This window comes from Caulobacter sp. FWC2 (genome assembly GCF_002742625.1).
GTDB lineage: Bacteria > Pseudomonadota > Alphaproteobacteria > Caulobacterales > Caulobacteraceae > Caulobacter.
On sequence record NZ_PEBF01000001.1, the window covers coordinates 296520 to 309519 of the forward strand.

A 13000-nucleotide genomic window follows, 5' to 3' on the forward strand; every position below is an offset into this window, starting at 1 on the left:
GGGCTCCTCACCTCAGCGCGACTATATGAGGGGAATGGACGCTGAGAACACCCTGAAGACGCCGGTCCTGGTGCTGGGCGCGACCAGCCTGATCGGCGGCCACCTGCTGGCGCGGCTGAAGGCCGAGAACCTGGACCCCACGGCGTTCAGCCGTCGTCCGCCGGTCGAGGAGACCTGCTGGATCGGCGGCGACCTGAAGGGCGCCGACCTGGACGAGCGCCTGCCGGTGGCGGCGACAGTGTTCGCCCTGTCGCCGATCTGGCTGCTGCCGACGGCGCTGCCGGCGCTGAAAAGCCGGGGCATGGAGCGGCTGATCGCTTTCTCCTCGACCAGCCGCTTCACCAAGGTCGACTCGCCGGACGAGGGCGAGCGGGCGGTGGCGGGGAAGCTGGCGCAGGCCGAGGCCGCGGTCGAACAGTGGTGCGCCGAGCATGGCGTCGCCTGGACGATCCTGCGGCCGACCCTGATCTATGACGAGGGCCACGACGAGAACGTCAGCCGCATCGCCCGCCTGATCCGCCGTTTCCACGTCATGCCGCTGTCGGGCGACGGCGCGGGCCTGCGCCAGCCGGTCCATGCCGAGGACCTTGCCGCCGGGGCCCTGGCGGCGGCCCATGCGCCGGCGACGAGAAACCTCGCCTATGACCTGGTGGGCGGCGAGACGGTGACCTATCGCCTGATGGTCGACCGGATCTTCGAAGGGCTTGGAAAGCGACCTCGCAGCCTGCCGATGCCGACCTGGCTTTTCGGCCTGATCATGCGGCTGGCCAAGCCGTTCTATCCGGGCGCGACCGTCGCCATGGGCGCGCGGATGGGCCAGGACCTGACCTTCGACAGCGCGGCGGCGACGCGGGACTTCGGGTGGGCGCCGAGAGCGTTCCGACCCAACTTCCAACGCGCCTAGTGCGCGTCAGACAGCACCATGGCGAACGGCGTCAGGCCGCCGTCGCGTTCGACATAGCCGCTGACCAGCTTGCGGTCGGGCGGCAGGACGCCCAGGTCGATCTCCTCGGTCGGAAACACCACGATGCGGCGGTCGCCGATGCAGACCACCAGCTCGTAGCCGTCCAGGGCCCGGCGGGACATGTTCTTGATGTAGGAATAGTACGGCTCGCGCCGCCAGCTGGCGGGCTTGCCGGCGTCGACGACCACATTAAGGCGCTTGCCGTCGCGGTCGCTGTACATCACGAAGCCGGCCTTGTCGGGCCGCCAGGCGTCGCCCAGCTTCTCGGACGTGATCCACAGGCACATGAAGCCCCGGCAGGCCTGGGGCCGCAGCTCATAGTTGCCGCAGCCGCCGCCCTTGCGGAAATGTGAGCACCAGACGCCGTCGGCCTTGTCCAGGGCCTCGATGGCCAGCACCTTGCAGCACAGGCCGCACGAGCCGCAGCTCTTGCCCGGCGCGGCCTGGGCATGGGGGAGCTCGTCGCGGATCTCTGGGGCGGTCGCGTCAGTCATGCGGCGAAGGTCCGGACGAGGCCAAGTTCGATGTCGCGGTCGGGACGGATCTCGAAGCCGCGCTGGCCGACCAGGACGTTCAGGGTCAGGCCGTCGGCGGCGCCGCGCGCGGCCCAGGTCCGCAGGGTCTGGTGATAGGGCGCCTTGCGCCAGGCCTCGGGACTGGCCGGATCGACCTCGACCACCATGCGCCGGCCCTGGTCCTCGCGGTGCAGGATGAAGCGCGCCCGGTCTGGCCGCCATTCGTCGCCCAGGCCCTCGCTCTTGAGCCAGTAGCAGGCGAAGTCGGCGCAAGACCTCGGGCGATCGGCATAGATCGCGCAGCCCGCGCCCTTGTGGAAATGGCCGCACCAGGCGTGCGGCGGCTTTTGCAAAGCCTCCACGCCCATCAGCTTGCAGCACATGCCGCAATCGCCGCAGCTCTTGTCGCCCATCCGCCCCTGCCCGAAGTGAGCTTAATCGTCAGGAGGCGGACATTAGCGACGCTGTGTGACGGTTTGATGCGGCGGCGTCACGCCGGGCAGGCCGACCGGGCCAGGTCGTAGCGTGCGAACGGCGCCTCCTTGGCCCCGCTCTTGGCGACGATGGTCCAGGTCAGTCGGTCGCCGTCGCGCCGCCAGCGATTGACGAAGCTGGCGTCCGGATAGGCATAGGCGATGTCGAACCCGCTGGGCTGGGCCGCGCCCTGGCCGACGGCGGTGAAGTCGCCGCCGAAGCTGTCGGACCAGAAGCCGGACACGCCGGTGGGCTGCCCGTCCTGGGGCGGCGCGCCCCGACCGCCGAACACCAGGTGGGCGGCGTAGCGATCCTTGGGGTCGGCCTTGGCGCGGCTGTCGGCGTCCACCGTCAGCATCGTTCCGAGCGCGACCGGCCTGGCGGCGAGGGTGATCTCGACCGCCTTGCCCATCACGTCGCCCACGCCGCGCCAGCAGCCTTTCAGCGCGCGCACCTCGGCGGGGACGGGCGCGGGCGGCGGATCCTCCGCCCGGGCGGCCCCGGCCGTCGCCAACACCAAAAAGCTGACGCTCGCCAGACGCATATCTACTCGACCCCCGTCGCGCTCCAAACGCCCAGCTCATTGCCCGACGGATCGGTGAAGTGGAAGCGGCGCCCGCCGGGGAAGCTGAAGATCGGGGCGGTGATCACGCCGCCGGCCTTGGTCACCTTGTCGAGCATGGCTTCCAGGTCATGGGCGTAGAGGATGACCAGCGGCCGATCGGTCGCGCCCTCCTGCGGCTTGGCGAACCCGCCATCGGCGCCCTGGCCCTCGAAGGCGACATAGTCGGGACCGTAGTCGACGAAGCTCCAGCCGAAGGCGGCCGAATAGAAGCTCTTGGTCGCCGGCAGGTCGCCGCCCGGCCATTCGATGTAGTCGATCTTGCCGTCTTCACGCATGGCGCGCTCCTCAAACATTGTTCTTTATTTGTTCTAAATCGCCGCTAAGGCAGAGTCCAGACGCTGGTGCGCTTCACGGCGAAATCCTCGAGCTCGCGGGTGGTCTCGACTTGGTACTCGGCCAGTTTCACCAGGTCGTCCTTGCGGAAGTAGGTGCGGCCCGGGTCGCCGATGAACACCGTCGCGCCGGCGGCCCGGCCTTTCCGCAGCCAGTCCATCACCGCCTCGGCCATGGGCTTTTCGTAGCAGATGTCGCCGGCCAGCAGGACGTCGGCTTCCGGCGGCGGAGCATCGAGCAGGTTGATGTCGGTAAAGGCCACCACGACGCCGTTGGCCTCGGCGTTCAGGCCGACGGCAGCCTCGCAGAAGACGTCGATGTCGGCGGCCAGCACGCTGGCCGCGCCGGCCTTCATCGCCGCGATGGCGACGATGCCCGAGCCTGTGGCGAAGTCGATGACCCGCTTGCCGGCGACGGTCTCGGGGTTGTCGAGGATGTAGCGCGCCAGGGCCTGGCCGCCCGCCCAGGCGAAGGCCCAGAACGGCGGCGGCAGGCCGATCTCCTCCAGCGCTTCCTCGGTCAGCGTCCAGATCGGGGTGATCTCGTCGGCCAGGTGTAGCGACAGCTCCGGCGCGTGTGGCGTCGCCTGGAAGCGCGTGTTGTCGCGGATGAAGGCGCGGCGGCCTGCCAGGGTCTGGACGATCATGGCCGCCTTAGACCACGGGGCGCTCTAGGCGGCGACCGGTTTGCTCGAGGCCGCTTTCAGCACGGTGAGGTAGCCCGGCGCGGTCAGCATGCCGGAGGTCAGGCCCTTCTTCTCCAGCAACTGGTGCGCCATCGGCAGGTTCCAGCACGGGGTGTGCATGAACAGGTGATGCTCGGCGTGGAAGTTGACGTGATAGGGCGCGATCAGGGCGCGCTCGATCCAGTTGGCGTTCGTGGTGCGGGCGTGGCGAAACGGGTCGGGCTCGTCCTTGGCCACCAGGGCGTGCTCGGCGATGTTGCGCAGGCGGGTGACCAGCGGGAACCAGGTCGCCATCGGCACGATCCACAGCGCCAGCCAGGCCCACCAGAGTCCCATCGCCGACAGCACGATCAGGATGCCGAGGTTCCACAGCAGGAATGGCCTCTGCCGGGCAATCTCGCCGGCGAAGATCGCGCCCTTGGGGGCGTCGCCCTTCATCTTTCCGAGCAACGGCCCGAAGCGCTGCTTGAAGAAGGTCTGGCCGGTCAGGTCGCGGACGATCTTCCGGCGGAGGGACTCCCGCGTGGTCGGGAAGGGGGCCGACAGGATCAGGTCCGGGTCCTCGGCCTGCTGGGCGTACTTGTGATGGGTCAGGTGATAGGGGCGGTAGCTGGCCAGGGACGCGCCGGTCGGGGCGGCGCACAGCCACTCGCCCAGCCAGTCATTGACCTTGAGGTTCGGATGCAGACCGCCGTGCGCGGCCTCATGCATCAGGATGGCCAAGCCCAGCTGCCGCGCCCCGATCAGCATCACGGCCAGCACGTAGGTCAGCGGATTGGGGAAGAAGACGAACAGCGCCCCGGCGCCGATGATCACGGTCCAGGCGTGGGCGACCATCCAAATGCCGCGCCAGGACGAGCGCGCGGAGATCCGCGTCCATTCGTCGGGCGTGAACAGGTCCTGCGGTTTGACGCGGGGTGCGACGGCCATGGAACGATCATCGCACATTCAGCTTAGGCCTGACAGGATGACCCTACGTCACATTTGGAGCCGCTCATGCGCCGACTGATCCCCGCTCTCGTTCTGACCGCTGTCTGCGCCGCCGCCGCCCCCGCCGCCGCCGCCAGCTTCGACTGCCGCAAGGCCCGTGCCGCCGACGAGAAGGCGATCTGCGCCAACCGCGACCTCAACGACCAGGACGTGCGGATGGACCAGCTCTACGGCATCACGCGCCACCTCGTGCCGATGGGCGGTCGCGGCGCTATCATGGACGACCAGCGCGCCTGGCTCGCGGCCCGCAAGGCCTGCGGCGGCAACCAGGCCTGCCTGGCGCGCAGCTACGACAACCGCATCCGGCAGCTGAACACGGTCATGGACCGCGTCTACAGCCAGGGGCCGTTCTAGAACCGCACCCCCGGCTTCCACAGCCCGGCGACCAGTCCGGCGAACACGATCAGCCCCGCCACGGCGTTGGACTTGAACAGCTTCAGCGCGCCTTGACCGTCGTCGACGCGGACGGCGGCCGCCTGGCGCGACAGGTGCAGGGCGAAGAAGGCCGCCAGCGGCAGGAACAGCGGCCCGATATTGCCAACCCAGCCGGCCGCGACCACGCAGACGAACGACGCCAGATAGAAGCCCGCCACGCCGATCTGGACGTGATCGCCCAGACGTCGGGTCGAGGACTTGATGCCGGCCAGGGCGTCGTCCTCGATGTCCTGGATCGCGTAGATCGTGTCGTAGCCCAGGGTCCAGAAGATCCCCGAAGCGTAAAGCAGGGCGGCCGACCAGGACAGGTGATGCGTGGCGGCGGCGTAGCCCAGCAGGGCGCCCCAATTGAAGGTCAGGCCCAGCCAGGCCTGCGGCCACCAGGTGATCCGCTTCATGAAGGGATAGCCGGCCACGAGGCCTAGCGACAGAACGCCCAGCCCGATCGCCACCCAGCCCAGGGTCAGCAGGATGAGCAGACTGACCAGGCTGCAGCCCACCAGGAACAGCCACGCCTGCTTGACGGTGATCAGCCCGGCCGGGATCGGGCGCATGGCGGTGCGGGCCACCTGGGCGTCGAAGTCGCGGTCGACGATGTCGTTGAACGCGCAGCCGGCGGCGCGCATCAGGGCCGCGCCGACGAACACCGCCAGCAGCAGCCACGGATTGGGCCAGCGGCCCTGCTCGGCGGCGGCCAGGGCGATGCCTTGCCAGCCCGGCAGCATCAGCAGCCAGATCCCCGCCGGCCGGTCGAACCGACCCAGCTTGAGCCAGGGCCGCAGGCGCTCGGGCGCGTGGCGGTCAACCCAGTTGGTCGCGACGGCGTCGGGGAGAATAGTGGTGGCGGTCATGCCGCGAGGCTTAACCCGCGCGCTCGAAGGCGTCCTATAGGGAAGATCGATCCTGTCGAGAAAAACGATCAATTGGATTTGTGAGGGCAATGAGGCGAAGGTCTTCCTGCAAGCCATTCGCAGGAGCGACCCTCATGACCACCGCCGCCATTCGCCTCTCCGGTTGGAGCCTGTTGGTCGCCGGCGTCGGGGCCGGCATCGTCCTGCCGCACCCGGTGACCACCCGCCTGTGGACCGCCGCCGGCAAGCTGTTCGCCCTCGCAGGCGACCACGGCATGGTCGCGCGCCTGACCTCGGCCACCAAGTTCGGCCCGAAGATCCGACGCGGCCTCAACACCCCTCCGCCGCGCCGCGTGGGCGGGGTCGCCGAGGCGTTCTAAGGCTTTGCGACCGTCTCGCAGGCGCGCTAGCGTCATCGCATGACTCCTGAGCCTCTCCGAAAGTCGCGCCGCCGCCTGAGCCGCGTCGAGCGCTGGGCGCTGGACGGACTGGGCGGGGCGCTGCTGGCCACGGGCGCGGTGGGGATCGTCACGCCGGGCATGCCGACCACGGTGTTCTGGATCGGCGCGGTGCTGTGCTTCCTGAAGACCCGCCCTCACGCCGTGCGGCCGATGCTGCGCGTGCCGGTGGTCGGGCCGGCGATCCTGTGGTTCCTGCGCTGGCGACCCTTCGGCGGCGGGCGCAAGCGCAAGCGGCGGGCCAAACGACAGGGCTGACTATGGGGCGGGAAACCACTATCTCCCCGCGATGACCGACGCTTTCGAGGATGAAGACGAGATCGGCGCCCGCAAGCGCGCGCTGTCCAACCGCCAGGTGCTGGGCTTCGTGGCCCGGTTCTGGAAGCGGCGGCCGGTCCTGTTTGGACTCGGCGTCAGTCTGACCCTGCTGGCGATCGCCTTCGACCTGGCCCTGCCCTACGCCTCGGGGCACCTGGTCGACACCGTCACCAGCAAGCCGCGCGGCGACGCCGGCGCCTGGCAGGCGCTGGGCGTCTTCGTCGGCGTCTATTTCGCCTTCGCGGTGATCCGCAACATCGCCCACCGGTTCTGGATCCCGCTGGCGGCCCGGAACATGGAGGAGATGACCAACGAGGGCTTCGCGAAGGTCCAGGCCTTCTCGTCCGACTGGCATGCTGACAGCTTCGCCGGCGCGACCGTGCGCAAGCTGACCCGCGCCATGTGGGGCTATGACAGCGTCACCGACGCGGTGACCATCTGGCTGGGGCCGGGGATCATCGTGCTGGTCGGCCTGTCGATCGGCATGCTGCTGCGCCAGCCGCTGGCCGGCGCGGTGTCGCTGGTCGTGGTGGTGGCCTATCTGTCGGTGAACCTGTGGATCACCGAGCGCTATGTGCGGCCCAGCAACCTGCGCTCCAACGCCCTGGACTCCCAGATCGGCGGAGCCCTGGCCGACGCCGTGACCTCCAACCCGACCGTCAAGAGCTTCGGCGCCGAACAGCGCGAGGCCGCGCGGCTGGCCGAGGTCACCGCCGCCTGGCGCGACGCGGTCATGGTCACCTGGAGCCGCTTCACCGACGTCTGGCTGGGGCAGAACCTGTTGCTGGTCGTGCTGCAAGCAGGCCTGACCGGCTCGATGGTCTGGGGCTGGACTCAAGGCACGGCCACGCCGGGCGACGTCGCCTTCGCCATCACCGCCTTCATGCTGATGAGCGGCTATCTGCGGAACTTGGGCGAGAACATCCGCATGCTCCAGAAGGGCATCGACGACACCGAGGATGTCGCGGCCTGGACGCGCCTTTCGCCGCAGATCGCCGACGCCCCCGGCGCGCCGGACTTCAAGCCGGGCGCGGGCGCGATCGAATTCCGCGATGTGACCTTCCGCTACAAGGCGGCGGGCGCGCCGCTGTACGACCACTTCAGCCTGAAGATCGCGCCCGGCGAGCGGGTGGCGCTGGTCGGGCCGACGGGCTCGGGCAAGTCGACCTTCGTCAAGCTGGTCCAGCGCCTGCATGACCTGCAGGACGGGGCGGTGGTGATCGACGGCCAGGACGTCTCGCAGGTCACCCAGGCCAGCTTGCGCCGCGCCATCGCGGTGGTGCCGCAGGACCCGGCCCTGTTCCACCGCTCGCTCTATGAGAACATAGCCTACGGCAAGCCTGGCGCGACCCGCGAGGAGGTCGAGGCGGCGGCGAAGAAGGCCCGCGCCCACGACTTCATCCTGCGCCTGCCCAAGGGCTATGACACTCTGGTGGGCGAGCGGGGCATCAAGCTGTCGGGCGGCGAGCGCCAGCGCGTGGCCATCGCCCGCGCCTTCCTGACCGACGCCCCCATTCTTGTCCTGGACGAAGCGACCTCGTCCCTGGACGTCGAGACCGAGGGCCAGGTCCAGGTCGCCGCCGAGGCGTTGATGGAGGGGCGGACCACGATCGTCATCGCCCACCGCCTGTCGACCGTGCGCGGCGCCGACCGCATCCTGGTCTTCCAGGGCGGCCGCGTCGTCGAGGAAGGCCGCCACGCCGAGCTGACGGCGCAGGGCGGGGTCTATGCCCGGCTGAACGCGATCAGCGCGGGGGTGGTTTAGGGCTTTGGCGTTAGGATCGTCCGTAGTTCGCCGCACCCCGGGTCGGCGGGCCGGATAGAGAGCCTCTTGCCGCCGACAATGAGATCGCGATGTTCTTCGGGATCGCTCAGTCGCGGAGCGTCGCTTTTGAGCCGTTCGGCCAAGCTGCCGACATCGCAAGCCGATGAGGCCTCGGCGATCTTGCGCCATGTGCCCGTCGTGTCAGCTTTGAAGATGTCGAACGACGCGCCAGCCCCGAGCAAAACCTCGTCCGTTCCATCGCCGTCGATATCAAGTAGCACGGCCGGGCATTCCGACCCGGAAGCGATGCAGGGAGAGCCGGTTTCCGCCGGCCAATCTTGCTTCCGGAAGCTTTCGGGAAGCACTTTGCCCGCCGGATAGACCGTGACCTTGGAGAATTCTGGCTTGTCCAGTTTCGGATAGGTTTTGGCGGTTAGGCTAAAAGCCTCGCGGGCGCGTTTGGCGACGTCGGCATTTGGATTTGCCTTCAGCCGCTCCAGCCCATCGCGCCCATACCGCCCGCTGTCGAAGCGCAGGAACTGGAAGTCGAACTCCTCGGCCGTGACCTTGCCGCTCTCTAGACGTTTGACCTGGCTGCCCACCGACAGTCGCGCCGGATCGGAGATCGGCGTGAACAGCGCGATCAGGAGCAACACCGAGACGGCGGCCATGATCAGGTTGGTCGGCTCCAGGGTCTTCATCCATGGGCCTGGCTTCAGAGCGGCGAGCGCGTAGCCGACCGTGAAGCCGATCGCGACCACCAGATAGGCCGTGGCGAACACCCGGTCGGGCGTCAGGCCATACTGGTCGACCCGCAGCCACAGGGCGTAGGCGGCCAGGATCACGATCGGGATCAGCAGCAGGCCCGCGATCCGCGCGGCCCAGCGCGGGATCGTCGAGGGCGGCTCGATCCCGTCCTGATAGGCGGCGTTGATCAGGATGATCAGGGCGGCGGCGGCCGACAGAAGCAAGCTCGCGGCGGCCTTGGTGCCCCATAGCGGCGCCAGGCCCGTGAAGGGGAGGGTGGCCAGGAAGCCGGCGGCGATCACCACCATCAGCGGCGACAGCCAGGCCAGCAGGGTCAGGCCGACGGTCCTCACGCCGCGCACCAGGCCGGCGCGGGCCTCGGTCAGTTGCACGGCCATGTGGACGGCGGCGGCGAACATCAGGCCGGTGGCCGGGAAGGCGAAGGCCGTCTCGCCGATCAGCTTCTGGATCGCCTGGACGCCGATCAGCTTGAACAGCGCCCCGGCCAGGAACAGCAGCAGCCAGAAGGCGCCGGTGAAGGCCAGCGAGAGGAACAGCCGGATGAGGTTGGTCCAGGCCAGATCGAAATAGTCCGCATAGGGCGCGACCGGCTTGCGGGCGGCGTCGGCCGGCTGGACCAGATGGTGGGCGATGAACAGCGGGGCGGCCGCGGCGATGAAGATCGGCGGCGATAGCGGGCCAGCGCCCAGGCGCTGGGGCTCGGCTCCCGTCCAGGCGGCGTGGACGGCCAGGATCGCGGTCAGGCCGGCCGCGAGGGCGGTCCAGGCGATCAGCGTCGCGCGCCGCATGGCCGAGAGCGCAGCCAGCGGAAGCAACGGGACCATCAGGACGCAGACCAGCAACGGCGCATAGAGCATCGGTACGGTCGCCGGCCACGCCTTGGACTCGTCGGCCTTCTGCAGCAGGAAGAGGGCGATGCCCTGGGCCAGGCCGATGGCCAGGCGGATCGCGGCCGCCTTGCGCGGCGTCGCGGCGTCGGTCGTGGTCATCCAGCGTTTCCCCTCATCGCGGGCACAGCATCACGCCCGCATGCGGTTGTGAAGCATTCCCGCTTGGCTTAGCAATTTCACCCTCTTTGGAGGGGTGAGTATGAAGCAGTCTTTCAGGGCCAGCGTAGCGGCCCTCTTTGTCGTCGCGGCGATCGGCGGCGCGCCCACGGCGTTCGCGCAGGAAAAGGGCGGTGACAAACCCGCCGCCGAGGCCAAGTCCGACCTGCCGGCGTTCCCGGCCGACAAGTCCGTCAAGCAGACGGCGACGATCGGCGGCAAGGTCGTCTCGTACACCGCGACGGTCGGCGTGCTGCCGGTGCGCGACGAGAAGGGCAAGAAGGTCGCCGAGGTGGTCTACACCTCCTACATCGTCGACGGCCCGCGCGACCCCAGCCGTCCGATCACGGTCGCCTTCAACGGCGGTCCCGGCGCGGCCTCGGTCTATCTGAACTTCGCCCTCGGCCCCAAGCGCGTGCAGTTCGGCGCGGAAGGCGACAGCCCCTCGTCGTTCAGCAAGCTGGAAGACAACCCCGCCAGCTGGCTGGACTTCACCGACCTCGTCTTCATCGACCCGGTTGGCACCGGCTTCTCGCGCTCGCTGGTCAGCGAGGAGGAGACCAAGAAACGCTTCTATGGCGTCAAGCAGGACATCGACTACCTGTCGCGCATCGTCTTCGACTACCTGGTCAAGACCGAGCGCCTGGCCTCGCCCAAGTATCTGGTCGGCGAAAGCTATGGCGGCTTCCGTGGCCCGCGTCTGGCCTATGAGCTGCAGACGGACCTGGGCGTCGCCGTGAAGGGCGTCGTGCTGGTCTCGCCGCTGCTGTCCAGCGCCGGCCGCGCCAGCCAGGAAGTCTCGCCCCTGCCGGCCATGTGGACCCTGCCGTCCATCGCCGCGGCCAAGCTGGAGCGCGACGGCAAGCTGACGCCCGAGAGCATCAAGGCCGTCGAGGACTATACGCGCGGCGAATACATGGTCGACCTGATGAAGGGCTCCGACCCCGCCGCCCTGGACCGCCTGACCACCAAGGTCTCGGCCATGACGGGCCTGGATCCGGTCTATGTCCGCCGCGCCGGCGGCCGCCTGGAGACCCAGTCGTTCCTGCGCGAGGTGTTCCGCGACAAGGGGCGCCTGGGCAGCCGCTACGACAGCAACGTCACCTCGCTGGATCCCTTCCCCAACGCGCCGGAGCAGGAGGTCAACGACCCGATCCTCGACGCGATCATCGCCCCGACCACCAGCGCCATCGTCGACTTCACCACCCGCATCGTCGGCTGGAAGCCGGAGGCCCGCTACGAAGCGCTGTCGGGCAACGTCAACCGCCTGTGGGATCGCGGTCGCGGCGCCGACACCGAGTCGGTCACCGACCTGCGCAAGGTCGTCTCGGTCGACCCGAAGCTGAAGGTGCTGATCGTGCACGGCTACAACGACCTGTCGTGCCCGTTCTTCGCCTCGCGCCTGATCGTCGACGCCATCCCGGCGACGGCCAACGGCCGCGTGACCCTGTCCAACTATCCGGGCGGGCACATGTTCTACAGCCGCCCCGACAGCGGCGCCGCGTTCCGCCGGGACGTCATGGCGCTGTACGCCGGGAAATAGCGATAGTGATGTCGGCGGGGGACAATCCCGGACGTCCTGAGTTCAATCGCCTGGATTCAAGCGACCGAGGACCACCCGATGATGAAACCCCCCGCCGCATCCATCGACGACTACCTGTCCAAGCTGCCCCTTGAGCAGCGGACGGCCCTGGAGACCCTGCGCGGCCAGATACGCGCGGTGGTCCCGCAGGCCGAAGAGACGATCAGCTATGGCCTGCCCACCTTCAAGCTGAACGGCAATCTCGTGCACTTCGGCGCGGCGGCCAAGCACTGCGCCTTCTATCCGGGGGCGGTGATGGATCATTTCGCCGACCGCCTTGCCGGCTTCGAAACCGCCAAGGGCACGATCCGCTTCCAGCCGGCCGCGCCGCTGCCGCCGGACCTGATCCACGACATCGTCGCCTTCCGCGTCGTCCAGAACCTGGAGATCGCCGCCGAGCGCGCGGCGCGGAAGGCGCGCTAGCGCGCCAGCCGCCCGTCCTTCAGCGCCGCCGGTTCGAACGAGAAGATCACGCTGGGATCCGGCTTGGCCACGCCCTTGATCAGCTTCTTGTCGCCAGCCGCGTGCAGCAGCCAGCGGATGACGTTGAGCCGGGCTTCCTTCTTGTGGTCGGCGCGAACGCAGATCCACGGCGCAACGTCGCTGTGGGTGCGCATGAACATCTCGTCGCGGGCCTTGGTGTAGTCGTCCCACTTTTCCTCGGCGACCTTGTCGAGGTCGCTGGTCTTGAAGGCCTTCAGCGGGTCCTCGCGGCGGACCTTCAGGCGTTCGGCCTGCTCCTCGCGGGTGATGTCGAGCCAGAACTTGACGTAGCGCAGGCCGTTCTCGACCAGCATCCGCTCGAAGGCCGGCACGTCGCGCAGGAACTGCTCCTGCTGCTCGGGCGTGGAGAAGTCCATCACCCGTTCGACCCCGGCCCGGTTGTACCAGGAGCGGTTGAAGATCACCGCCTCGCCGCAGGCCGGCAGGTAGTCGACATAGCGCTGGAAGTACCACTCGCTGCGCTCGCGATCGGTCGGCTTGGGCAGGGCCACGACCGTGGTCGCGCGCTTGGACAGGTGCTCGGTGACCCGGGCGATGGTGCCGTCCTTGCCGGCGGAGTCGCGGCCTTCGAACACCACCAGGATCTTCCAGCCATCCTTGATGGCCTTCATCTGCATGGCGATCAGGGCCAGCTGCAGCTGGGTGAGTTCGTTCTCGTAGTCGTCGCGCTTGCTCATGCGCGGAGCC

16 protein-coding genes are annotated in these 13000 nt (G+C 68.6%); 7 read left to right on the plus strand and 9 right to left on the minus strand.

Features of this window, described 5'->3' with window-relative positions; translation table 11 throughout:
• Positions 1-34: 34 nt before the first annotated feature.
• The gene (locus CSW62_RS01485) at positions 35-904 is read left to right on the plus strand and encodes an NAD(P)-dependent oxidoreductase (protein ID WP_099575450.1); all 870 of its coding nucleotides are present in this window, start codon (positions 35-37) and stop codon (positions 902-904) included.
• Here the strand turns inward: CSW62_RS01485 and CSW62_RS01490 are convergent.
• The 6 genes from CSW62_RS01490 to CSW62_RS01515 all read right to left on the minus strand — a co-directional run bounded on the left by CSW62_RS01490 (position 901) and on the right by CSW62_RS01515 (position 4526).
• Positions 901-1458, minus strand: coding sequence for a YkgJ family cysteine cluster protein (locus CSW62_RS01490; RefSeq protein ID WP_233206589.1), 558 nt, complete (start codon positions 1456-1458; stop codon positions 901-903). The genes CSW62_RS01485 and CSW62_RS01490 overlap by 4 nt on opposite strands.
• Entirely contained in the window at positions 1455-1892 is a 438-nt protein-coding gene (locus tag CSW62_RS01495) for a zinc/iron-chelating domain-containing protein (RefSeq protein WP_099575451.1), read from the minus strand. The genes CSW62_RS01490 and CSW62_RS01495 overlap by 4 nt, the downstream gene beginning before the upstream one ends.
• A gap of 77 nt (positions 1893-1969) precedes the next feature.
• Positions 1970-2497: a hypothetical protein gene (locus CSW62_RS01500; RefSeq protein WP_099575452.1), complete on the minus strand. Its 528-nt coding sequence runs from the start codon at positions 2495-2497 to the stop codon at positions 1970-1972.
• A gap of 2 nt (positions 2498-2499) precedes the next feature.
• Positions 2500-2853, minus strand: a complete 354-nt coding sequence (locus tag CSW62_RS01505) for a VOC family protein (RefSeq protein WP_099582132.1) — start codon at positions 2851-2853, stop codon at positions 2500-2502.
• Positions 2854-2897: 44 nt separating this feature from the next.
• Entirely contained in the window at positions 2898-3557 is a 660-nt protein-coding gene (locus CSW62_RS01510; RefSeq protein WP_099575453.1) for a methyltransferase, read from the minus strand.
• A gap of 24 nt (positions 3558-3581) precedes the next feature.
• Positions 3582-4526, minus strand: coding sequence for a fatty acid desaturase family protein (locus CSW62_RS01515; RefSeq protein ID WP_099575454.1), 945 nt, complete (start codon positions 4524-4526; stop codon positions 3582-3584).
• Between the two features lie 66 nt (positions 4527-4592).
• On the opposite strand from CSW62_RS01515, the gene CSW62_RS01520 reads away from it, so the two are divergent.
• A complete protein-coding gene (locus CSW62_RS01520) occupies positions 4593-4940 on the plus strand; it encodes a lysozyme inhibitor LprI family protein (protein WP_099575455.1) in 348 nt (115 codons plus the stop codon).
• Here CSW62_RS01520 and ubiA read toward each other — a convergent pair.
• Complete coding sequence (ubiA, locus tag CSW62_RS01525; protein ID WP_099575456.1) at positions 4937-5872, minus strand: 4-hydroxybenzoate octaprenyltransferase; 936 nt, start codon at positions 5870-5872, stop codon at positions 4937-4939. The genes CSW62_RS01520 and ubiA overlap by 4 nt on opposite strands.
• Positions 5873-6006: 134 nt before the next feature.
• On the opposite strand from ubiA, the gene CSW62_RS01530 reads away from it, so the two are divergent.
• The 3 genes from CSW62_RS01530 to CSW62_RS01540 are packed head-to-tail and all read left to right on the plus strand — an operon-like array spanning position 6007 to position 8413.
• Positions 6007-6252 (plus strand): hypothetical protein, encoded by a 246-nt coding sequence (locus CSW62_RS01530; RefSeq protein ID WP_099575457.1) that lies wholly within the window; start codon positions 6007-6009, stop codon positions 6250-6252.
• Between the two features lie 39 nt (positions 6253-6291).
• A complete protein-coding gene (locus tag CSW62_RS01535; RefSeq protein ID WP_099575458.1) occupies positions 6292-6588 on the plus strand; it encodes a DUF454 family protein in 297 nt (98 codons plus the stop codon).
• Positions 6589-6619: 31 nt separating this feature from the next.
• Positions 6620-8413 carry an ABC transporter ATP-binding protein gene (locus tag CSW62_RS01540; RefSeq protein ID WP_099575459.1) on the plus strand — a complete coding sequence of 598 codons (1794 nt, stop codon included), beginning with the start codon at positions 6620-6622 and terminating at the stop codon, positions 8411-8413.
• On the opposite strand, the gene CSW62_RS01545 is transcribed toward CSW62_RS01540, so the two are convergent.
• A complete protein-coding gene (locus tag CSW62_RS01545; protein WP_099575460.1) occupies positions 8410-10170 on the minus strand; it encodes a DUF4153 domain-containing protein in 1761 nt (586 codons plus the stop codon). The two genes, CSW62_RS01540 and CSW62_RS01545, sit on opposite strands and share 4 nt — an antisense overlap.
• A 100-nt stretch (positions 10171-10270) precedes the next feature.
• Here CSW62_RS01545 and CSW62_RS01550 point away from each other — a divergent pair, with 100 nt between their 5' ends.
• Entirely contained in the window at positions 10271-11770 is a 1500-nt protein-coding gene (locus CSW62_RS01550; RefSeq protein WP_099575461.1) for a S10 family peptidase, read from the plus strand.
• Positions 11771-11848: 78 nt separating this feature from the next.
• Positions 11849-12232: an iron chaperone gene (locus CSW62_RS01555; protein ID WP_099575462.1), complete on the plus strand. Its 384-nt coding sequence runs from the start codon at positions 11849-11851 to the stop codon at positions 12230-12232.
• On the opposite strand, the gene ppk2 is transcribed toward CSW62_RS01555, so the two are convergent.
• On the minus strand, positions 12229-12990 hold the full coding sequence (ppk2, locus tag CSW62_RS01560; protein WP_099575463.1) for a polyphosphate kinase 2: 762 nt from the start codon (positions 12988-12990) through the stop codon (positions 12229-12231). The genes CSW62_RS01555 and ppk2 overlap by 4 nt on opposite strands.
• Between the last annotated feature and the right edge of the window lie 10 nt (positions 12991-13000).